20 protein-coding genes and 1 other annotated feature are annotated in these 22,914 nt (G+C 50.6%); of the genes, 8 read left to right on the forward strand and 12 right to left on the reverse strand.

The window, feature by feature from the left end; genetic code table 11:
- Positions 1-14: 14 nt before the first annotated feature.
- The 6 genes from H8S75_RS04885 to H8S75_RS04910 all read right to left on the reverse strand — a co-directional run bounded on the left by H8S75_RS04885 (position 15) and on the right by H8S75_RS04910 (position 6,610).
- A complete protein-coding gene (locus H8S75_RS04885; RefSeq protein ID WP_002602124.1) occupies positions 15-329 on the reverse strand; it encodes a UxaA family hydrolase in 315 nt (104 codons plus the stop codon).
- 1 nt (position 330) lies between these two features.
- The gene (gene larA, locus H8S75_RS04890) at positions 331-1,611 is read right to left on the reverse strand and encodes a nickel-dependent lactate racemase (protein ID WP_187019792.1); all 1,281 of its coding nucleotides are present in this window, start codon (positions 1,609-1,611) and stop codon (positions 331-333) included.
- A gap of 259 nt (positions 1,612-1,870) precedes the next feature.
- Entirely contained in the window at positions 1,871-2,620 is a 750-nt protein-coding gene (locus tag H8S75_RS04895; protein WP_002602122.1) for a DeoR/GlpR family DNA-binding transcription regulator, read from the reverse strand.
- 173 nt (positions 2,621-2,793) lie between these two features.
- The gene (locus H8S75_RS04900; protein WP_002602121.1) at positions 2,794-4,194 is read right to left on the reverse strand and encodes a GntP family permease; all 1,401 of its coding nucleotides are present in this window, start codon (positions 4,192-4,194) and stop codon (positions 2,794-2,796) included.
- 79 nt (positions 4,195-4,273) lie between these two features.
- Positions 4,274-5,275 carry a 4-hydroxythreonine-4-phosphate dehydrogenase PdxA gene (gene pdxA / locus H8S75_RS04905; protein ID WP_187019793.1) on the reverse strand — a complete coding sequence of 334 codons (1,002 nt, stop codon included), beginning with the start codon at positions 5,273-5,275 and terminating at the stop codon, positions 4,274-4,276.
- Positions 5,276-5,302: 27 nt separating this feature from the next.
- On the reverse strand, positions 5,303-6,610 hold the full coding sequence (locus H8S75_RS04910; protein ID WP_187019795.1) for a four-carbon acid sugar kinase family protein: 1,308 nt from the start codon (positions 6,608-6,610) through the stop codon (positions 5,303-5,305).
- Positions 6,611-6,934: 324 nt separating this feature from the next.
- Positions 6,935-7,243 (forward strand) — a binding site (T-box leader).
- Between the two features lie 139 nt (positions 7,244-7,382).
- Here H8S75_RS04910 and H8S75_RS04915 point away from each other — a divergent pair.
- The 7 genes from H8S75_RS04915 to trpA all read left to right on the forward strand — a co-directional run bounded on the left by H8S75_RS04915 (position 7,383) and on the right by trpA (position 14,080).
- Positions 7,383-8,873, forward strand: coding sequence for an anthranilate synthase component I family protein (locus H8S75_RS04915; RefSeq protein ID WP_187019797.1), 1,491 nt, complete (start codon positions 7,383-7,385; stop codon positions 8,871-8,873).
- Positions 8,870-9,493: an anthranilate synthase component II gene (locus H8S75_RS04920; RefSeq protein WP_187019798.1), complete on the forward strand. Its 624-nt coding sequence runs from the start codon at positions 8,870-8,872 to the stop codon at positions 9,491-9,493. Before H8S75_RS04915 ends, H8S75_RS04920 begins: the two co-directional genes overlap by 4 nt.
- Positions 9,494-9,573: 80 nt before the next feature.
- Positions 9,574-10,617, forward strand: a complete 1,044-nt coding sequence (trpD, locus tag H8S75_RS04925) for an anthranilate phosphoribosyltransferase (RefSeq protein WP_187019800.1) — start codon at positions 9,574-9,576, stop codon at positions 10,615-10,617.
- A gap of 10 nt (positions 10,618-10,627) precedes the next feature.
- Positions 10,628-11,419: an indole-3-glycerol phosphate synthase TrpC gene (gene trpC, locus H8S75_RS04930; RefSeq protein ID WP_187019802.1), complete on the forward strand. Its 792-nt coding sequence runs from the start codon at positions 10,628-10,630 to the stop codon at positions 11,417-11,419.
- Positions 11,420-11,464: 45 nt separating this feature from the next.
- The gene (locus H8S75_RS04935; RefSeq protein ID WP_187019803.1) at positions 11,465-12,130 is read left to right on the forward strand and encodes a phosphoribosylanthranilate isomerase; all 666 of its coding nucleotides are present in this window, start codon (positions 11,465-11,467) and stop codon (positions 12,128-12,130) included.
- A gap of 2 nt (positions 12,131-12,132) precedes the next feature.
- Positions 12,133-13,317: a tryptophan synthase subunit beta gene (trpB, locus tag H8S75_RS04940; RefSeq protein ID WP_187019805.1), complete on the forward strand. Its 1,185-nt coding sequence runs from the start codon at positions 12,133-12,135 to the stop codon at positions 13,315-13,317.
- Positions 13,310-14,080: a tryptophan synthase subunit alpha gene (gene trpA, locus H8S75_RS04945; protein ID WP_187019807.1), complete on the forward strand. Its 771-nt coding sequence runs from the start codon at positions 13,310-13,312 to the stop codon at positions 14,078-14,080. The genes trpB and trpA overlap by 8 nt, the downstream gene beginning before the upstream one ends.
- A gap of 100 nt (positions 14,081-14,180) precedes the next feature.
- Here the strand turns inward: trpA and H8S75_RS04950 are convergent, their stop codons facing one another.
- Positions 14,181-15,191, reverse strand: a complete 1,011-nt coding sequence (locus tag H8S75_RS04950) for a hypothetical protein (protein ID WP_187019809.1) — start codon at positions 15,189-15,191, stop codon at positions 14,181-14,183.
- Positions 15,192-15,582: 391 nt separating this feature from the next.
- On the opposite strand from H8S75_RS04950, the gene H8S75_RS04955 reads away from it, so the two are divergent.
- Positions 15,583-16,050: a hypothetical protein gene (locus tag H8S75_RS04955; protein ID WP_187019811.1), complete on the forward strand. Its 468-nt coding sequence runs from the start codon at positions 15,583-15,585 to the stop codon at positions 16,048-16,050.
- A gap of 35 nt (positions 16,051-16,085) precedes the next feature.
- Here H8S75_RS04955 and H8S75_RS04960 read toward each other — a convergent pair whose 3' ends face one another.
- From H8S75_RS04960 to H8S75_RS04980, 5 genes are all read right to left on the reverse strand, one after another.
- Entirely contained in the window at positions 16,086-17,342 is a 1,257-nt protein-coding gene (locus H8S75_RS04960; RefSeq protein ID WP_187019812.1) for a response regulator, read from the reverse strand.
- The gene (locus H8S75_RS04965) at positions 17,320-19,137 is read right to left on the reverse strand and encodes a cache domain-containing sensor histidine kinase (RefSeq protein WP_187019814.1); all 1,818 of its coding nucleotides are present in this window, start codon (positions 19,135-19,137) and stop codon (positions 17,320-17,322) included. The genes H8S75_RS04960 and H8S75_RS04965 overlap by 23 nt, the downstream gene beginning before the upstream one ends.
- Positions 19,138-19,290: 153 nt before the next feature.
- On the reverse strand, positions 19,291-20,022 hold the full coding sequence (locus H8S75_RS04970; RefSeq protein WP_187019816.1) for a hypothetical protein: 732 nt from the start codon (positions 20,020-20,022) through the stop codon (positions 19,291-19,293).
- Entirely contained in the window at positions 20,019-22,031 is a 2,013-nt protein-coding gene (locus tag H8S75_RS04975) for a beta-galactosidase (protein ID WP_187019818.1), read from the reverse strand. The genes H8S75_RS04970 and H8S75_RS04975 overlap by 4 nt, the downstream gene beginning before the upstream one ends.
- 37 nt (positions 22,032-22,068) lie before the next feature.
- Positions 22,069-22,911 (reverse strand): carbohydrate ABC transporter permease, encoded by an 843-nt coding sequence (locus tag H8S75_RS04980; RefSeq protein WP_349768866.1) that lies wholly within the window; start codon positions 22,909-22,911, stop codon positions 22,069-22,071.
- Between the last annotated feature and the right edge of the window lie 3 nt (positions 22,912-22,914).

Raw genomic sequence — 22,914 nt, forward strand, 5'->3', positions numbered from 1 at the left:
CCTCTCCTTTCCGTCTACTGTGCGGCTTTCTCCGCCCAGTCTCCTCGTCCGCGCATGCTGTCCAGATTATGAACATGCACGTATTCCCCCTTTTTTATATCCGCGGTGGCAATTCCAATCTCTTCTCCGTACTTTTTTATCAGCTCTCCTTTCTTAATTGTTGTAACTGCTATTTTATGTCCATAAGGAACATCACCTGTTACGGTCACCGTCTCCCCGGTTCCCTTTTTGTCACGGATCTCCACTTCCGTTCCATCCGTAATGCCTTCAGCGAAAATTGTAGCCACGTTGTCATCATCACTGACCTTCAAAGCTAATTTCAGACTCATGTTATTCCTCCTTTACCACCATAACACTGACTCCGTCGGGTATTACCACGACGCCCGCATCGCTTCCCTTTCTCTCATAAGCCATTTTAAGCGCCTCATCCAGGCTGGAAGCGGGGATCATATTGGCTCGCCTCACCATCTCATGATCCAGGAATGTCGTAACCACGATCACTGTGTGTTTTCTTAATATTCTGGAATAAATCTGCGGGCACCACTGTTCCGCGATTGTCTCCTTCGGCGGTATCTTCGATAAATATGCGTCGATCTCCTCCGGCGTTCCCAGTGTAATCAGCCGCTCAAAATGGGTTCCGCCCATACCGTCACAGCAGGAACAGCACATGATGATGACTCCGTCCTCTCCTGCGCACACCTCTGCCGTGGACACGGCCTTGGGGCTCTGATACAGGTTCTGGTCCAGAGGATATCCCCCGTTGGATGTCACCACGATATCTCCGGTCACCGCCCGGCACTGGGACTGAGACCGGATAAATTCCACGCCTGCCTCATGGGCCGCCTCCAAGTCTCCCGCGAAGGCCGCAACCACCTTCTTCTCTCCGTCAAGCGCCACATTTAAGATAAATGCAGTGTTGACCTTCCTGGCCGCATAGACCATATCCTCATGAATCGGATTCCCCTTCAATACTCCCGTAGCTGCATACGGACTGGCAATCGCCCGATAGCTGTGATTCTCATTCACCGTCTCCTTGCTGCAGATTCCCGGAAGTATGCTCTTTCTTCCCCCTGAAAATCCCGCGAAGAAATGGGGCTCGATAAAGCCCTCCGCCAGCAGAAGATCGCACTCCGCCGCCAGCTTATTCACATAAAAATCAGCGCCGGAAGGAAGCGAGCAGATATTTGTAAACTGATCCGGATCAAATGCGTCATTGGAGACTATCGTCTCATGATCCACAATGGCGTCCCCGAACATCCGGCGCTGCTCCTCTTCCGTAGGCGCGCGGTGCAGTCCGGTCCCTATGAGGATCGTAATCTCCGCCTCCGGATTCCCCTTTCTGATCTCCCGAAGCAGAATCGGAAGCGTCAGTTTGCTGGGCACGGCTCTCGTATGGTCGCTGGTCACAAGCGTCACCCTCTTCTTCCCCACCGCCAACTCACTTAACCGCTTCGTTCCGATGGGATTCGCCAGCGCCTCCTCCACGAGTTCTCCTTCTTCCTTAGTCCGGGTGAACTCATGCATTTTGGCAGTAATCACCGCCTTTAAATTTTGTTCTGATACGTGAAGGTCCATTGTCCCTTTGTAATATGGAATTTGTATGGTCTTCATCCTCATCCCTCCTTCTCATAATCTGTTTCTTTTTAAATCACACTATAAAATGAAACCGTCCAAAAATCGCATGTTGTAGATTGTGTGTTGTAGATTGTATGCAATTTTGCTTTATATTTCTGATTATAATATATTTTTGTGCATTGTCAACAATTAATTAGTTATATTTCATTTTTTTATATATTTTATCACCTGTTTTTTTGCGTAACCGATTAAGTACGCAAAAAACAGCACTGGATTGCTTCAATCCAGTGCTGTTTCAAACAGTTATGATACGCGCGCCCTCTTTTCTCAGCAGCGTCTTTTCCGTTTCCTTAAACTCATGGTCTGTAATGACTCCGGTGTAGTCCGACAGTTTATTGATAAAATTCATCCCCTGCCGGTTAAACTTGGAATCGTCCACCACCAGAAAGGACTGCTGACACTGATGGGCCAGCTGGCGTTTTAAGAACGCCTTGTCAATAGTGGGTGTCAGAACGTGAAACTCCTCGTTGATAGCCGCCGCTCCGAAAAAACCCATATCAAAGCGGAAGTTTTCCATCATCTGTGTCGCATAGTAGCCAACGGCGCTCCCTGTCGATTTCTGAATGTAGCCGCCGCAGATAAACAGTTCCACCCGGCTGCTCTTTAAGAGCAGGGCGACCTCTAAGTCGTTGGTAACGACCGTCATGTTCTCATATTCCATGATGTGCTTCGCGATTTCGTACGTGGTGGTTCCCGCGTCCAGGAAAATCGTCGTCCCGCCGCGGATAAACTCCGCCGCCTTCAGGGCGATTTTCTCCTTCTGGGTGTGGTTGCTGACACTCTTCACCGCGTAATTCACCTCGGTCTTATTGACAGCGCCGCCATGGCAGCGCTCGATCAGACCGTCCTTCTGAAGCTTCTCCAAATCCCTCCGGATCGTCATGTGGCTGACGTCCAGCTTCTTCGCCAGTTCCTCCACCTGTACGCTTCCGTTATCCTGTATCATTCCTAAAATCTTCAACTGCCTTTCGGCCATTAACATCATAAATATGCCTCCTCATCATGGATTTCTTTCCTTTCCGCAGGCGCACGGCGGGCCGGAATGCGCTGCGTTCCCCGGGACAGCTTCCCCGTTAAAACGAAAAGGCCCCGTACCGGAATACCCGGCAGCGGAGCCTTTGTATCTGCACATGAATCCCATGTGTCTATCATATATGATTACAGGAAAATACTCAATATCAAAACTTCAATAAATCCTACCGCCCACGCAATCGTTGACGTGATGGAATACGTCATGATCTGGTCCTTTACTTCGCCTACGCCCAGAGTTCTGTTTACAACCCAGAAATAGCTGTCGTTGAAATAGCTGAAGAATAAGGAGCCCACGCAGCATGCCAGAGCGCCCAGGATCGGATTCACACCGGCTGCAAGGATGATCGGAGCGGAGATGCTGGCCGCTGTTGTCATGGCTACCGTACCGGAACCCTGGATAAATCTCATTGCCGTGGAAATGATGAACGGAAGAACTACGATCGGAACCGCTGTTCCTGCAAGGCCTTCTGCCATATATGTACCGAGTCCGCTGTCCTTGATAATCTGACCCAGCGCACCGCCGCCGCCTGTTACCAGCATGATGATGCCTGCGGAAGCCATTCCCTTTTCCATTTCCTTAATTGCTTCTTCTCTTGTTAAGTTTCTTCCAAGTGTTACAATCGCTACGACGAGTCCTAAGCCTACCGCCACGATGGGGGATCCAAGGAACTGGAATATCTGCATAAATCCGGTTGTAAGGCCGAGTGCGCTGGATACCGTGCTGATCAGGATCAGAATAATCGGCAGTACAAGGGGTGCAAATGATTCAAGCGTGGACGGAAGTCCGCTGAAATTCGTTGTAAAATCAGTGGAATAATCCGGTTCCTGATAAGGAAGGCGGTCAAAGCCTTCGTCGTCGTTTGGAATCTGATAGATTTTCTTGCCGACCCATCTTGCGTAAATGGTACAGGCAATCGCCATCGGAATCGCAATCACAATACCAAACAGGATAAATTTTCCCACATCGACTCCGAAAATACCGCAGACGCCCAGAGGACCTGGTGTTGGAGGTACCAGAGTATGGGTAATAACGAGGCCTGCCGCCAGTGCGACGCCCAGAGAAATTACGGATTTTTTGGTTACTTTTGAAATCGCTTTTGCAATGGGAGCGAGAATAACGAAACCGGAATCACAGAAGATCGGGATGGATACAAGGAATCCGGTGATGCCCAGCGCCTCTTCCTCTCTTCCCTTGCCGAACAGCTTTAAGAACGTCTGCGCCATTCGTTTCGCGGCGCCGGTCCGTTCAAATATCTGCCCCATCATGACACCGAAACCGATAATAATACCGATGCTTCCCAGCGTACCGCCGAAGCCGGTTGTAATCGAGTTGATGATGCCCAGCGTCTTGCCGTTTTCCAATGTTACATTCACCATCGGCATTCCGCCCACCAGTCCGATGATGACCGCACTCATAATCAGCGCGAGAAATGCGTGAATCTTGGTCTTTAAGACCAGAACCACCAGTACGATAATACCGATCAACAGACCGATCAGCATCCTTTGCCCACTAAGTCCGCCTACCATAAAATAAACCCTCCTTTTAAATTGAATTTTTATTTCTATGCCCCCCGGACACGAAATACTGTTTCAGTTTCGCCGCAAATTATTTTCTGGTAAAATTTGGTGAATACTTTGCCGCCAGTAAAATAGCCTCAATCATGCTTATGGCGCTTACCTTGCCCGTACCTGCGATATCGAATGCGGTTCCGTGATCTACAGAAGTTCTGAGAATCGGCATTCCGTTGGTGATCGCAATCGTCCTGTCGAAATCCAGTGTCTTCGTCGCGATATGGCCCTGATCGTGATACAGGGAGAGTACGCTGTTAAACCGTCCCTGTGCCGCCTGATGGAATACGGAGTCTGCACCGATCGGTCCGGTTACCGAATATCCTTCCGCCTGCAGCTCCTCAATAGCCGGCATGATTTCCCGAACTTCCTCGTCACCGAACAGTCCATGCTCGCCGCAGTGAGGATTTAACCCGGCAATCGCCATGGTGCCGCCGGTTACGCCCAGCTTCTCGAGAGCCTCCAGACAGCGTTTTACGTAATCCTTGATTCTTTCCTTCGTGATCATGTCGAGCATCTGGCGCAGGGAAACATGTCTCGTCAGGAAGAACACACGCATTCCGTTGGTCTCAAACATGGTAAGCGGATCTTCTGTTCCCGTCAGCTCTCCAAATATCTCGGTATGGCCGATAAAATGAATATCGCCGGCCTTTAATGCCTCTTTATTGATCGGAGTGGTGGCTACCGCATCCGCTTTTCCTTCATTGGCCAGCCGGATACTCTCAGCGATATACTCATAAGCCGCTTTTCCGCACATTCCACTCACTTTGCCGAATTCAAACTGGTCCATGTCGATATTGTCCAGGTCAATGAGATTTAAGATGCCCGGCTCGTAGATCCCTTCCTCCGGTTCTTTAACCACGTTTACCCTTACCTCTGCTCCCGTGATCCTTACAGCCTGCTCCATGATCTTCCGGTCGCCGACGATGATACATCTGGCCGCTTCCGCCACCTTGCTGTCCGCCAGGGCCATTGCTACGATTTCCGGTCCGACACCCGCCGGATCTCCGATAGGAATTGCAATTAATGGTTTGTTCATGATGTTTTCCTCCATTCTCTTTTTATGTTACATGTATAATTTTTCTTTCAGATAGGTGATACAGCGGTTTGCGGCATCACTTTCGCCCACCATTCCGCCTTTTGTAATGATATGCACGCCTTCGAAATCACCCTTTAAGAACTGGCCGTAGGCCGCCAGAGGAAGCACTTCATCTAACAGACAGAGGCCCGCCGTCTGGAATCTCCGGCACACGGAGACAGTGATATCGCCGCCGCTGCTGTATATTCCTTTGAATCCCTGGTGCATGGTGAAGACCCGGTGCGCGATCTCGGCAAAGGAATCATTGATCGTTCCCGTCATATCGTCCACACCGCCCGGGAACCGGTCTTCGTATTGTCTAAAGTCGATTCTGTTTTCCGGATAAATGCCGTCGCCCGTCACGGTTATAATATCAAAAGCCCGGCTGGCCTCCAGCACCTCGTCGGTGATTCGGGTGATTTCCGCTTCCCGCTCCTCTTCACTCTCAAGAAAACGTTTGGTGGCTGCAAATATATTATACGCAGTTCTCTGAGAAAGCCACAGTTCTTCCATCTGCTGCCTCGTCACCGGGTTTACGCTTCCCACAACTGCCAGAATCTTCTTTTTCTCCTTCTTATCGGCCGGCACGATCAGCTTTCTCGCAATGGTCGCCGTAAAGACTCCTGGATCTACGGCCACGAATTTCAGCTGGCTCGTGATTACGGCGTCTGCAATCAGGTCTAAATCTTCCTGGGTCACACAGTCCGTCACGATGATCCGGCACCCGTCGGCAGCCATCTCCTTCATGCGGTCGGCCAGGTAATGCTTTCCGTTCATCATGTCGTTCATCAGAATGCTTCCTACCGGATACTTGCTCTGCTGCTCAAAAATCTGTTTCACATCTGACACGGTAACCGGCGTCTTCGGATCCAGCGCCACCTCGGTCTTATGAAGCGGCAGACCCTTGACCAGCATGTAACCGCCTATCACAATTCTTCCCGATGCCGGGAAACAGGGCGCCGCAATGGCTATGTAATCATCTCCCAGCGCGTCTAATATGGCGTCTGTCTCGCTTCCCACATTTCCCCGCATGGTGCTGTCTATCCGCTTTGCGTAAACCTTTACCCCGTCTTCCTTTAATAAATTCGTTACGTTGTATACCCGGTTGTATGCCAGTGAGCTGCTCACGCCCCTGCTGTCCGTCGGATACATGACACAGTCACAGCTGTCGAACAGCGCCAGCTCCAGACGCTCGGAATTCATCACCGTATACGTCTGATAATTCATCTTTTTTAAAAGTACCCCCGTCGCATTGGCCCCGGTCAGATCATCTGCAACTACTATACACTGAGGCATATCATTTCCCCCTTTTAACCGCCCGTTTTCCATTTTGTCTATGTTCGTTTATGTTACATTCTATGTTCGTTCTAGTTCGTATACTACATCATTTCGTCACATTTGTCAATATTATTTTTCATTATTTCGGTTATTTTTTGTTTTTCTCACGTTTTGTTGTTTGTTTGTGTTCGGTCCCAGAAAATGTTCTGTTTTGTTCCTTTCAGTGGGCAAAACGCTTTCCGTGAACGGGGAAGAAACACGGTCGGAAAAATTTTTTACATTTTTTTGGAAAATAATATTGACATTTCAGATTCGATCTCATATACTGTAGCAAAGCAAATCGATAAACCGATGAGCAGGAGTAAGTAAGATTTTTCTATCATGCGCAGAGAGCTTCCGGATGGTGTAAGGAAGCGTTGGTAATGAATCTGAATGGACTTGCGAGGGCGGCTTGAAACCGGTATTCAGGAAAGCAGTTCTGTCTGAGATGACAGGGAAGCGTGAACTGGCCGGAAGTAGATACCGACGGGTTTCCTATCCGTTACCAAGGGGAGGCACATGTTAGTGTGTTACAGAGCGGATGAATAATATATTTATTCATCAATCAGGGTGGTACCGCAGAAGAGAATTTATAGAGCTCCTGTCCCTCTTTATCCATATTTTATGGGTAAGAGGGACGGGGGCTTTTTTGTTTCACAGGGAAATTCCTCCTACGAAACCAGCCCCCTCTCCGACGGGCCGTACTCAACTATAAAACAGTTTATCACTCACGAAAGGAGCGTTATCAGCTATGAAACTCACACCAGACTGTACAGAAATTGAAGCACTCGCAGCAAAGTATCCTATCATTCCGGTATGCAGAGAAGTGTTCGCCGATATCGTAACGCCGATTACACTGCTGAGAAAAATCGCAGGTTTAAGCAGCCGCTACTGCCTGCTGGAAAGTATTGAGGGCGGTGAGAACTGGGGACGCTACTCTTTCCTCGGGTATGACCCCATTCTCCGGGTCACTAGCAAAGACCACGTGGTGACGATCCGCCGGGAACCGGCCAGTATGAGGAAAGAAGAAAAAGTGATAGAAACAGACCAGCCCTTCGATATCCTCAGAGACATTTTAAAGGAATACCAGTCTCCAAAGCTTGATGGAATGCCTCCGTTTACAGGCGGCTTCATCGGATACTTCGCCTACGGCATGATCGGTTATGCCGAGCCGACACTGAACATCAAAAAGGGAGACTGCAGCGATTTCGACCTGATGCTGTTCGATACGGTTATCGCCTACGATCATCTGAAGCAAAAGATCGATATCGTCGTCAATATGAAGACCGGGCAGAGGGCGGAATGCATGGCCAATTACGGAGCGGCCTGTGCCAAATTAGAGAGTATTGCGCAGATGATCGCCAATCCCGCGCCTCTGGAAAAATCGGTTGCAGACGACAAACCGGACTTTACCTGCAACGTCTCCAAAGAAGAGTACTGCCGGATGGTGGAGAAGACGAAAGAATATATCGTGGACGGAGATATCTTCCAGGCGGTCATTTCCAGACAGTTTTCCTGCGATTACCACGGAAGCCTGCTGAACGCCTACCGGGTTCTCCGCACCACCAATCCTTCGCCCTATATGGTTTACTTATGTATGGACGATACGGAGATTATGAGCACCTCACCGGAGACTCTGGTCCGTTTAAAGGACGGACGGCTCACCACATTTCCGGTGGCCGGGTCAAGGCCCAGGGGCGCTACGCCGGAGGAGGACGCCAGGCTGGAGAGAGAGCTTCTGGCCGATGAGAAAGAGCTGGCCGAACACAACATGCTGGTCGACCTCGGACGGAACGATCTCGGACGGATCTCAAGGTTTTCCACCGTGGAGGTCACCGGATACCAGATGATCCACAAATACTCCCGCATCATGCACATCTGCTCCCAGGTGGAGGGAGAGATATTAAAGAACTGCGACGCCTTTTCCGCCATCGGGGCGGTCCTCCCGGCAGGCACCTTATCCGGCGCGCCAAAGATCCGGGCGTGTGAAATTATCGAGGAGCTGGAACCGGTGCCGCGAGGCATCTACGGAGGGGCGCTGGGATACATTGATTTCACTGGAAACATGGATACCTGCATTGCAATCCGCATGGCGGTAAAGGCCAAAGGAAAGGTCTATGTTCAGGCCGGCGGCGGCATTGTGGCCGACAGTGTCCCTGAAAAAGAGTATGAGGAATCCGCCAACAAGGCAAAAGCCGTAATTCACGCTATCGAGGCGGCAAGCGAGGTGAACGACTTATGATATTACTGATCGATAACTACGACAGCTTTTCTTACAATCTGGTCCAGTTTTTTGGCACGCTCTGTCTGGAGAACAAGGGAACTCTCACTCCCCATCGCTTGGGAGAATGCAATGGAGAGGAACCGGATATCCGGGTGATCCGGAACGATGCGATGACCCCGGAAGAAATCCGGAACCTTCACCCAGACCACATCATCCTCTCTCCCGGACCCGGATATCCGAAAAACGCCGGTGTCTGTGAGGATGTGGTCCGCCAGATGAAGGGCGAGGTCCCTATCCTCGGCGTATGCCTCGGACATCAGGGCATCTGTGAGGTATTCGGCGCCGAGATCGTTCACGCGGCAAAGCTGATGCACGGAAAACAGAGCACCATCACCATCGACAACAGTGATCCCATTTTCCAGGGCCTTCCAGAGAAGATTCCGGCGGCCAGGTACCACTCTCTCGTCGCCAGACGCACTTCTCTCCCCGATACCTTAAAAATCATCGGCGAGGACGATATGGGAGAGATCATGGCAGTCCGTCATACCGACTATCCGGTCTACGGCCTCCAATTCCATCCGGAATCGATTCTGACCCCCGACGGCATGACGATACTTAGAAATTTCCTTAACCTATAACCCATAACCCATAACCTATAACTTATAACCGGCAACCAGAAACGAACAACATTAATTTTCATATATGGAGGTAACAGACTATGATACAGCAGGCGATTCACGATGTAATCGAAGGACAGGATTTAAGCTTTGAGGCTGCAAAAGAGGTTATGAACGAAATCATGAGCGGGGAGACGACTCCCGCACAGATGGCGGCATTTTTAACAGGACTCCGGATGAAAGGAGAGACCATCGACGAAATCACGGCCTGCGCGACGGTCATGAGAGAAAAAGGGCTGAAGCTGGAACCGAACTTTGCGGTAATTGATATTGTAGGCACCGGCGGCGACGAGGCCGGCACCTTTAACATCTCCACCACCAGCGCATTTGTGGTCGCGGCGGGCGGGGTTCCGGTGGCAAAACACGGAAACCGAAGCGTATCCAGCAAGAGCGGGGCCGCCGATGTACTGGAAAACTTAGGCGTGAACCTAAAGCTTACAGTGGAACAGTCGGAACAGATTTTAAAGGATACCGGCATGTGCTTCATGTTCGCCCAGTCCTACCACTCTTCCATGAAATATGCCGGACCGGTCCGCAAGGAAATGGGAGTCCGCACCATTTTTAACATTCTGGGGCCTCTGGCCAATCCGGCCGGAGCCACCATGCAGCTTCTGGGTGTCTATGATGAGAAGCTGGTGGAACCGCTGGCAAAGGTGCTCAGCAATCTGGGCGTCAACCGGGGCCTGGTGGTCTGCGGCAACGATGGGCTGGATGAGGCTACCGTCACTGGACCGACCCGCGTGTGTGAAATCCGTTTCGGCGAGCTGACCATGTACGAAATCACTCCCGAGCAGTTCGGTTTCTCCCGCTGCAGCTTACCGGAGCTGGTCGGCGGTAATCCGGAGGAAAATGCACAGATTACCAGAGATATCCTGACCGGGAAGCTCACCGGACCGAAACGCGATATCGTAGTCTTCAACTCGGCTCTGAGCCTCTATCTCGGAATCGATGACTGTACCATCGGAGACTGCGTCGCCCTGGCCAATGATTTGATCGACTCCGGAAAGGCGGCCGCCAAACTGGAGGAATTCGCAAAAGCAACCAACAAATACAACACCCCAACGGCTGCCGGCGGAATGGAATAGGAGGTCCCTCATGATTTTAGACACACTGGCTGCTTCCACCCGCAGACGGGTGGAGGCGGCAAAAGAAAGAATCCCTCTTTCGACCATGATGGACCTGGCCTCGCAGGCGTCCGAAACCGAGCGGGAAATCTTTTCCTTTGAAAAGGCGTTAAAGGTGCCGGGAATGTCCTTTATCTGCGAGGTAAAGAAGGCTTCTCCCTCCAAAGGCCTGATCGCCCCCGATTTCCCCTATGTGGAAATCGCAAGGGATTATGAGACCGCCGGAGCCTCCGCCATCTCTGTCCTCACAGAACCCGAATACTTTTTAGGAAGCAATGAATACCTGAAAGAAATCCGCCGGCACGTCTCTGTTCCTCTGCTTCGCAAGGATTTTACCGTCGACCCCTACCAGATTTTCGAGGCGAAGGTCATTGGAGCTTCCGCAGTTCTTTTGATCTGCGCCCTCCTTGACACGGAGACGCTCCGTACCGGAATCCATTTATGTGACAGTCTGGGGATGAGCGCTCTGGTCGAGGCCCACGATGAGGAAGAGATCAAATCCGCTCTCCAGGCAGACGCACGGATCATTGGCGTCAACAACCGGAATTTAAAGACCTTTTCAGTGGATTTCTCCAATTCCATACGATTAAGGAGTCTGGTGCCTGACGACGTACTCTTCGTCGCCGAAAGCGGAGTAAAATCGGCGGACGATATCCGGCTGCTCCATGAAGCCGGAGTGGATGGCGTTCTGATCGGCGAGACGTTAATGCGTACCGCCGACAAGAAGAAAATACTTGATTCCTGGAAAAAGGCGTGTGGGTAAGGAAATGCAGGGAGTCATGCAGAAGGAAGAAAAGGAGTCTGAATCATGAGTAAGTCAAAAAAAACGCTGCACAAGAGAATAAAAATTTGCGGCCTGACACGGCCGGAAGATATTGCAGCCGTGAACGAGTACCGGCCCGACTATATCGGTTTCGTCTTTGCGCCCAGCAAGCGGAATGTGAGTGAGATGCGGGCTGCCGGACTGAAGAAGCTCTTATCACCGGATATCACGGCCGTCGGAGTATTTGTCAACAGTCCCATCGCCGACATCGTGCGGCTCGTGAGCCGGGGGATTATCGGCGCGGTTCAGCTCCATGGCGATATGGAAGGCTTTGAGACCGTTCAGTATGCAGAGGATTTAAAGAAGGCGCTGGCCGCGGCAAGGCTGGCCGCTTCCGTTCCCATTATCCGCGCTGTGCGTGTAAAGGATGGGGACGATGTCCGCAGGGCCGTGAGTTATCCGGCCGAATACCTGCTTTTTGATACCTTTGTCAAAGATCAGTATGGCGGCAGCGGAGTCCGTTTCGACTGGTCCTTAATCCCCCACATCGAAAAGCCGTGGTTTCTGGCCGGCGGCCTCTCTGTCTCCACCATAAAAGAAGCGCTGAACACGGAGGCCTGCTGCCTCGACTTAAGCAGTGCCGTCGAGACCGACGGACGGAAGGACCCGAAAAAAATACAGGAAATCATACAAACAGTAAGGAGTGTTTAATCATGTCAAAAGGAAGATTTGGACAGCACGGCGGACAATTTATCCCCGAAACGCTGATGAACGCAGTAAATGAACTGGAAGCAGCCTATGAAAAATATATCCACGATGAGGCGTTTCTCGCCGAACTCGACGAGTTAAACCGCACCTATACGGGAAGGCCCTCTCTCCTCTACTATGCTGGAAAGATGACCGAAGATCTTGGCGGTGCGAAGATCTATTTGAAGAGAGAGGATTTAAACCATACCGGCTCCCACAAGATCAACAACGCGCTGGGGCAGGCACTTCTGGCCAAGAAGATGGGCAAGACCCGCGTCATTGCCGAGACCGGCGCAGGCCAGCACGGTGTTGCAACCGCTACCGCCGCCGCGCTCCTGGGGCTGGAGTGTGAGGTCTACATGGGAAAGGAAGACACCGACCGCCAGGCCTTAAACGTATTCCGCATGGAGCTTCTGGGGGCCAGGGTTCATCCCGTCACCAGCGGCACACAGACCTTAAAGGATGCCGTCAACGAAACGCTGCGTGAATGGACGAACCGCGTGGAGGACACCCACTATGTGCTGGGTTCCGTCATGGGGCCTCATCCGTTCCCAACGATCGTCCGTGATTTCCAGAGTATTATCGGCAAGGAAGTAAAATCCCAGCTTTTGAAAGCAGAAGGAAAGCTTCCGGACATGCTGATCGCCTGCGTCGGCGGCGGCAGCAACGCCATGGGGCTCTTCTACGACTTCATCGACGAGCCGGGTGTTGCGCTGGTGGGATGCGAAGCCGCCGGACACGGTGTCGATACGGATAAGAATGCCGCCACCATCGCCACCGGCAGCCTGGGAATCTTCCACGGCATGAAATCCTATTTCTGTCAGGATGAATACGGCCAGATCGCTCCGGTCTACTCCATCTCCGCAGGGCTGGATTATCCAGGAATCGGACCGGAACACGCTTCTCTGCACGACACCGGCCGGGCTCAGTACGTTCCCGTCACCGACGATGAGGCAGTAGATGCATTCGAGTACTTATCCCGGATGGAGGGAATTATCCCGGCCATCGAAAGCGCCCACGCGGTAGCTTACGCAAGAAAAATCGCTCCGGCAATGGGAAAAGATCAGGTAATCGTCATTAATCTCTCCGGCCGCGGAGATAAGGATGTGGCGGCAATCGCCAGATATAAGGGGGTAGAAATCTATGAGTAGAGTAAAAGACGCATTTGCAGATGGTAAGGCATTTATCCCGTTTGTCACTGCCGGAGACCCGGAGCTTGTTGTCACGGAAGAGCTGATTGTTGCCATGGCCGGCGCCGGCGCCGATCTAATAGAAATCGGTATCCCGTTCTCCGACCCGGTGGCAGAGGGAATCGTCATACAGGAAGCGGACATACGGGCACTGGCTTCCGGTACCACCACCGATAAGATTTTCGATATGGTGAAGCGGATCCGTGAGAAGACAGATGTACCGCTGGCATTTATGACCTATATCAATCCGATCTTCGTCTACGGAAGTGAGAAATTCATCCGCACCGCGGCAGAAACCGGCGTCGACGCGCTGATCGTCCCGGATATGCCTTACGAGGAGAAGGGCGAACTGCTCCCGCTCTGCCATCAGTACGGCTTAGAACTGATCTCCCTCATTGCCCCCACATCGAAGGAGAGAATCCGCGCCATTGCGAAGGAGGCCGAGGGCTTCGTCTACTGTGTCTCCTCCATGGGTGTTACCGGGGTCAGAACGGAGATCACTACCAACATCGGAGAGATGGTTTCCTTAGTAAAAGAGGCGCAGCCCATCCCATGTGCCATCGGCTTCGGAATCTCCACGCCGGAGCAGGCCAGGAAGATGAGTGAACACGCCGACGGCGTCATCGTCGGAAGCGCAATCGTCCGGATGGTGGCGAAATATGGAAAAGACTGCGTTGGTCCGGTGTGCGAGTACGTCAGGGAAATGAAAGCAGCAATTTTATAAAAATTTGTTTCTCACAAAAAGCCTTATACAAACCAGGAAAGCGGCTTCTAACTATAGTCGCTTTCCTGGTTTTTTTATAAATTTCTCTTAATTCCTAATTTTAGGGATTTTTGTCTGTTTTGTTTCTGTTTAATAGAATTCCGGCAATTTCTAAGTCCGTTTTTCCGACCTTCTCTGCCAGCAGATTCAAAACGTTTTTTACGTAAGATTCCTCAGTATTCAGTATGTCCGCAATTGATCGGGGATCAAGCCCTTTAGCTGCCATATTACGAATAACTATTACTTTTTCCGCCTCACGGCCTTGTGCTATTCCTTGTTCTCTTCCTTCTTTTCTTCCTTCTTTTCTTCCTTCTTCTCTTCCTTCTTCTCTTCCCGCTTTCTTAGCGCCTTCCCGAGCAATCGCCAGTTGCTTCTGCTCATCATATTCATACAGAATCAAATTACATACCTCCGCTCTGTTCTTTTTCAGAATGTCTGCAAGTATCCCCTCATTGATACAGGAATTAACCGCCAGTTCTACCGCTTCATTAAGAGACATACCGCCCTTTTCATTATCCCTTATACGATTCACAAACACTGCATAATCTTTCAGACGCTTACAGCGGTCCATCAGCTCCTTATTATGGCCATAATTAATATTAATCATAATCGCTCTGCATTCCAGACAGCCATTTTCCTCTGGATACTGACACAAAAATGCATCCGATAGCCGGAGTTCCACCCGATCAGGTTCCTCTTTTGTCCCATTGTAAAAGACGATATACTGAGGCATCGGAAGACGTATCAGCTTTTCTCCATAGATGTCCAGTTCGTTCCTATCAATGTATTCCCGGTAGGTGTCTGCAAAATAATTCAGCCCCCGAACAGGCATATTAGGATTAAAGCTGCTCTGATGCTCATACAAATTAAGTACATCTGATACCAGAAAAGATATATCATTTTTCATTCCCAGATAAATCGCGTCTGCAAGCGTAGTAATGATAAGATCATCCGGATTCGTATACTGTCTACCACTTACGGCATTATACAAATCCAGCAAATCCCCTTTCTCCTGAAAGGCCAGCCGGAACAATCTGTCTTTATAGTTTCTGTTTATGTTGATCTGCCGCATTTTCCTACCTCCATTATAAATGATTCTATCTGTAGTTGCAATAAAAAACGCATTTTTTATGTAAACCTAATTTTTCGTCATAGGCAGACCTCCCCCTGTAATTTGATATTAGAATCCTTGAGAAATTGTGGCTGAAACGCCGTGATGATTCTTCATGGCAAATTCGCATAAAGAACCAATTGAAACTCAGCCGCTGTGATCCGGCTGAAAAAGGAAACAGATCATTGTTTCGTTCCTTTATTATATCTCGTATAAGATAAAATACAAGACTCGTTTCTTGTAATACAGATCCTTTTAGAAATTATTAAGAAAATTATGCTCTGTTTTTTCCTTTCAATCTGTTATTCTCATATTACAGACAAACGGGAAAACCAGGAAAGGGGGATTTACCATGAAGCGCACCGCACTCTTTACAATACTTATCATATTCTGTCTCTCAATAACCGCCTGTGCCACTGATCCGAATCATTTAATCGATGCTCAGACCAGCATCTTCCATTCACTGAATGTCACACATACGGACCGCTCCATCGTCGTAAAAGCTGACGCCTACTTAAACATTACCGACGCCGATTTTTTAATAATTGATGTCTCTGAGGAAGATACTGTTTCTCTCACCTACACAATGACCAGAAATAAAGGGGACATTACACTCTCTTACCGCACACCGGATGACAGCACGGTTCTCCTTGCGGATACGGAAGACAAGACGTACGGGGAGGAGACAATCACTTTACAGCCGGGGACCACCACATTTTTCCTTGCGGGCACGGACGCTGCCTTTCAAGTGTCCTTCTCGGTCAAGGATATCGATATCTCAAAGGTTAAGTCCATCAATGACACTGCTCCCGAATTGTAGGGAGAGGACGGAAGAAAAGAGGAGAAGCCACCATTTTATGGGTTCTTTCTCCTCTTTTCTTTAGACATCGAATGTCCCAGCTGCTTTTTGTAGACGCTGTAGAGATAATGCCAGTCGGAATATCCCACCAGCTCAGCAATCTCATAGATTTTCATGTCCGTGTTCATATACAGGCTTCTGGCTTTCTCCACCCGGAGCCTGGTGACATAGTCGATAAAATTGACGCCCATGACCTCCTTGAATATCCGGCTGAAATAATTCCGGCTGATTCCAACCTGATCCGCCACCGTCTGAAGCGACAAATCCTTATCCCCCAGATGGTCCCGGATATAATCCAGGGCTGCCCGCATCTCCTGTTTCAAACTGCCGGAATCCGGACCACCGGCATAGAATATCCCCGTTTCACTTTCCCTTCCATTGTCCACAGCCTCTGTGTATCCCTGACAGCAGTCAAACAGGCTGGCTGAGCTGCGGCTGATGCCGATGGAAAATTCCAGTCCGTAATACCGGCTCAAAAAGTCTGCCGCTGTCCGGATCAGCGCTTCCAGCCGTTCATAAAACTCCTGTCTTCCATCTTCCCGAGCCTCCCAGACAATCCACACGTACTCATCAAACTTATTGCATAGAAACTGGCAGTCCTTTACAGAATCCAGCGCCTCGGACATGACATTGCAGACAGAAGCACGAAGCAGGGAAACGTCATTTTCAAAGATTTCCGCCATGCTTTTCCGGTACCGGATCAGCCGGAATACCACAACTGCATTTTTTCCCACCGGCTCCGGCAGTCCAAACGCGGCGGCCCGCTCTTCAAACCAGGTTCTTCTGATTCCAGCCGCGCTTATAAGATCCCGAAAAAACTGTTCTCTGTCTCTGTAAATCCTCTTTCTGTCAGATTCCGCTATCCTGCTGCTGCTCTTTTCCCGCTGTTTCTGCAGCGCCTTTTTGACCACCTCGATGATATCCGGCGGAAGCATGGCAGGCTTGAACAAATAGTCAAACGTGCCGAGCTTCATGGCCTGTCTCACAAGATCAAACTCATTATAGCTGCTCAGTATGACGACCTCCATGGAAAGGCCTCGTCTCCGCACCTCCGCCAGCAGCTCCAGGCCGTTCATACCAGGCATTTTGATATCCGTCATCAAAAGGTCAATCTCTTCCCTCTCTAAGATTCCCAGCGCCTCTGAGGCTCCTCTGGCACTGAAGACTTCTATGCCGCTCCACTCGGCCCGCAGAATATCTTCAATAGCCGTCCTGGAAAACATCTCGTCGTCAACGATTAAAATCTTCTCCATCTGCCTCCTCCGCCTTTTCGCAAACCGGTATTTCCACCGTCACTGCAGTTCCTTCTCCTGGCTCACTTTCCAGTTCCACGCCGTAGCCGTCTCCATAGTTCAGCCGGATTCTGTCCTGAATATTATGAAGCCCCACGCCGGTTAGTTTATCGAAGCCCTCATACAGAAAGCCCTGTCCATTGTCCCGGATTTGAAACTGCACCCGGTCTCCCAGAAGCCTTCCGGTTATCAGGATCCGGTTATCGATATTGTCCTCTCCAAAGCCGTGCTGCATGGCGTTTTCCACCACCGGCTGAAGCAGCATCTTTAAGATCAGACAATTCTCCAGCTTCGGATCGATGTCAAACTTCATATGAACGCTGCTGCAGCACCGCCCTTCCTGGATGCAGACGTAATTTTTGATGAAATTTATTTCCTCTGAGATGCGAACGGGCACATCGATCTTTTTGCAGCTGTATTCCAGCATATTAACCAGGGCTACTACCATCCGCGCGATCTCCTCATTCCCCGCCCGCACCGCCATCCACTTCACGGTATTCAAGGTATTATATAGAAAATGGGAATTGATCTGGGAATTGAGGGCCGTCTGCTCCATGTTAAGCCGTTCTCTCTCTTTTTCTATGTTTTCACGCATCAGCTTATCCACCTCGGACACCATGGTGTTAAAGCTTAAGGCCAGCTCGGATAAGTCTTTATCCTTCGGTGTCTCCACTTTTGTGGAAAAATCGCCGCGGCTGACGCGGCTCATACTCCTTATGAGACTGGTGACCGGTTTCACAATACCGGCCGACAGGCTTGAGGCGAGAAGAGCTGCGGACACCATACAGGCACCGACCACGGCCGCCCATACCTTCCGGAACCGGTCCAGCTCCTGCTTAAGCATTCGTCCGCTGTTGATCTGAATAATTGAGAATCCACTGTTTCCTACGCGGCGTTTACGAATCGTGCCGCTGTCTCTTCCATAGTCCAGATGAATGGAAATGTTTCCGTCCTCCTCCGTGCCTCCGTCGACAGCAGAAAGAATCTGCGCCAGACTATACGTCCCCAGAGAAACGTCTGCCGCAGAAAGTCCCGCCATGGACTCCTTCGGCGCAAAGATTACCCGCCCCTCTTCGTCCACGACAAACGCCATATCACTGTCATCCATCTCCATGCAGTTCATAGCCGCCCTGATCTTTTCATAGCTCAAATCAATCTGTACCAGCCCAATGACGCTGTTTCCCGTATAGCGGTTTAGATACGTAACGATACTGACCACCAGGGGATCCGCCGCTCCGGAGTTCAAGTATTTGTAAGCGGCCGGATGCGTCGGCACGATAATACTTCCGCCTGGCTGGTCTTCCCGAATCTCCGTCCAGTCGTTTTCGGCAAATTCACGTTTATTCCAGCCTACATTAGACGAATAGGCGCCTCCGTCAAACGCCAGCAGATAAATATGGTCGATGGAATTATTGGCGATCCGGATGTTCGACAGCGTGCCGTTTATATTGCGCATCAGGTTTAAGCGCTCATAGGGATTCATCTCAGTGTAGCCGGAGAACAGGTCGGAGGTGACGGAAAGTCCCAGAACCTGATTCAGCACCACCTCGCTCTGCTTGATGATATCCTGCATCTGCGCATCCATCAGCCTCAAGGTATTCTCCTGGTACATCCAGGTCTTATCCTGGTAGAAGTCCCTCACATTCCTGTAGTAAACTACCGCCAGTATCAGCCCCGGAATCAGCGACATCAATACCATGGCAAGTGTAAATCTCACCTTCAGTGAACTCCGGTTCCCCTTTTCCGTCTCCCTCATCCTTATCCCTCCGCGGTTAAAACCAGTACTGTATTGCGTAAATAACTGTGATATAGTGCTTGATATCTGCGTCAGGTGTGCGTCCGCGAAGCGACGGCGTAGTGGACCCTACGGCTAGCTTCACGGACGTGCTCCTGGCGTAGATAGCGAGTGCTATATCACAGGAATTTGCGCTATACAGTGCTGGCATATCCTTTCGTAAGTACGATATTCCGAAAGCTCCATACAGAGTACTTCCGGCTTCCTCCTGTACTCCTTCTCCATCAAACCCAGAACCTTATCATAATCCCGTTCCCCGCCATATCTGTCCGATGTGGAGATTCCCACCAGTCTCCCCTTCCTCATCTCCAGAATGCAGTTAAAATACAGCGCCCCGCCGTCCGTAATCCACAACAGATACACATGGTCTCCTTCTTTATCCCCCAAAAACCGTCTCAGCCGTTCAAAATACCAGCGTTCTCCTTCTTCCTCTCTCCGTATAACGGCCACTCCTGCCGTGCTCTCGAAGATACCATAGATTTCAGATACTGCCTGATCAATATCCAGCTGATACAGCTCCGCTTTCTGGCTCTCTGCGAAGCACTGCCGCAGACCTTCCAGCGTATAAATCCTGATTTCCATAATATCATAAAAATCCCGAAAAATCCGCTCCGTATTCAATTCTTCTCCTTCCATATACTGGGAAAGATCGAGGAACGGGCAGCCGGAATCACTCACACACACGGTGCCTGTCCTCCTGCTGCACTGAACCGCCCGGTACAAACCGGAATCCAGCCTTCTGACGTGCAGAACCTGCCCCTGCCCGGATAATGGCTGAAGGATTTCCCCCAGATGCGTCCAGAGCTCCGGTTCCAAATATTCCACTTTTAAACCACCGTCTATCATACGTTCTCCTCCACACTCAAAATGGCCACAGTATAACCGGGGATCTGTGCCATTATGCCGTCTTTCTCCATTTTTATCTCCGCAGGCCCCTGCAGCACCGAAAAACGGCGTCCTCCTGTACAGGTTATAAATGCCGTTTTTTCTTCTCCTGAGAGATTGGCTATATAGAGCAGGTGATATCCGCTTCCCTCCCTCCGGTGCACGGCCAGCTCGATCTCCGGATCCCCGCATCCGTACTCTCTGCTCCGCCTTAACCGATCCCAGAAACCGCCACCGAACGCTCCCGGCTCTTCCGCAAAAAGAATTCCGGAGTCCTCCCCCTCTTCCACCATGTGTTTTAGTATTTCACAGGACTTTAGGGTTCTGTCATACCGTGGAATGACCGGCCCCAGAATTACAGTCTTTCCCGGCAGACCGGCAAAATCCGCCAGGTGTTTCTGCGTCTTCGCATCCATGATATCCCCCGATGCCGCCGCTATCACATCGTATGGGAGCCACCTGTCATAGTCCAGATATTCATCGGAATAATCATAGATTTCATGTTCTTCGTCAAAGCACTTTGCCAGTCCTTTTACCCAGGCATCATCCCAGTAATTCAATTCCCTGTCCAGATAAAATTCCGGCTCTTCCTCCGGCCAAAACAGCGCGGCGGGTATATCCGGCCCCTTGATGAAGCAGTTGGACGAAAACGAATTGCAGTCCATCACGGAATAGAGGGCCTTCAGCCTCCCCATATCGTAATTCTTTAAAATCAGCACGCGGGGCAAGCGGTTAAAATGGTATATTTCATGATCTTTCAACAGTCTCAGCAGATCCGAGAACATCTCGTAATACGGCTTCCTTATTCTTCCATCGTTGGTCACAGGACAGCCCGTCCACCGGTCCCGCTCCGCCAGCATATAGAAATTCACGCCCTTTAAACCATTCATCACAGAATACAGGTATCCAAACCGCTCTTCCTCTGCGGTCAGAAGCACTTCCCGGTCAAACCAGGAGCCGGAACCAAATTCCGGCACGAACGGAAAACGGCTGCTGCCGGCCAGATACCGAATTCTCTCCTTCAGCATGGCGGTATCTCCCGGCTCCGGATAGGCATCAATCCCAGCCGCCATGAGGCCTGGTATCTCCTCGTCTCTCTGAACCGAGACAGGCGTATAGTTCTGATATGCGCAGTTATGGAAAATCGGTACCGGCAGCTCCAGGCGGCTTATGATGTCCACCATCCGCCCCAGGGCAGCGAGAATCTGATACTCCTTAAATTCTATCCAGTCCAGGTAATAGCAGAGCGACGAAAAATCGCCTTCCTCAAAGCCGCAGGGCGGCTCTGTCTCCTGAAATCCGCTGTAATTTCTGTGATACCTCTCGTTCATGGCCGCCGCAGTACCGTATCGCTCCGCCAGGAATTTACGGTACTGTGCCTTCGAGCAGTCTGAGTAATCCATGATATACGGCCTGTCCCGGAAGAAATTACAAGTCTCGTTATCCGCCTGGATCAGGCAGATACAGCCGCTGCCGCCGCAGTGCCGCTGCAGAATCGGCTTCAGCTTCTGAAAATAAATCTCCGTTTTCTCATACAGCTTATCACTCGCATAGGAAGGGATGGGAAAGGGACCCGTGGCATAGGGATACAGTACCGTGGTTCCCCACGGGTTTTTCGCCTGGATCTCCTCATCCATCAAAATCCACTCCGGATATCCGAAACCGGTCATCTCCGCGTTGATATGAGGCCCCGGACGAACGATAACGGCCAGGTTCATTTCCTCGCAGAGGGTTAAAAACAGGTCCAGATCCTTCTCTTCCTCGATCTCTCCAAAATCATACTTTCCTTCCTCATATTCATGGACCGACCAGGGAATATACGTTTCCACGATCTCAAAACCCATGCCCTTGATCTGTGACAGAACATGGTGCCAGTCTTTCTTCTTCGTCCTCCAGTAGTGTATCGAACCACTGTACAGAGGCCTTTCCACTCCGTTTATCCGGATTCCGTCATGTGTAAATTTTACCATGTTATTCCCTCCTCCGGCGCTTCCTTTCCGGACGCGCCTAACCCTTGACTGCTCCCGCAGTCATACCCGCTATAACCTGTTTCTGGAACAGCAGATACATAAAGACTACCGGAACGATCGAGATGACGAAGCCGGCGCAGAGGAGACCGTACTGCGTCACGTAAGATCCCTTCAGCGCGGAGATTGTCATGGAAAGCGTCTTTCTGGCAGGTGTGGAGATCAGCACCAGCCCCAGAAGCAGATCGTTCCAGCAGTTTAAAAATGTGATGGTAGCCACCGTGGCGATTCCCGGCTTCGCTACAGGAAACACAATGTGAAAGAAGATTCCCGCCCGGCCGCACCCGTCGATTGTCGCTGCCTCATCGAGCTCCCTGGGGATCCCCTCCATGAAACCGTTCATAATAAACATGGCAAAAGAGATGTTTACAGCCGTGTATACAATCATCAGGCCGGACAGATGGTCGATCAGATGAAGCCCTTTAAAGATCAGTACGGAGGGAATCAAAAGCGCATGCACCGGAATCATGATCCCCAGAGAAAAGTACACGGACAGCAGTCTGCTCTTCGTAACCCTCGTGAGAATATAGCTGGCCATGGACGTAATTACGGTAAGCACCGCCAGCGTTACCAGGCAGACGAAAATACTGTTAACAAAACTCCGGCCGACTCTGGCTCCCTTCCACGCCTCCGCGTAGTTTGACCACATCGCCGCCTTCGGAAGGCCGAAGGAATTGCTGTAAATCTCATTGTTGTCCTTGAGCGAGGAAAAGACCACCCATATAAAAGGGTAAAGCGCTGCGACCGCCGATATGCTCATGATGGCATAGGACAAAACAGCGGTAACCCTGTATTTCAGAGATCGTTTTAAAAATCGTTCCACAAG

It is taken from the genome of Hungatella hominis, from assembly GCF_014288005.1.
Taxonomy (GTDB): Bacteria; Bacillota; Clostridia; order Lachnospirales; family Lachnospiraceae; genus Hungatella; species Hungatella effluvii.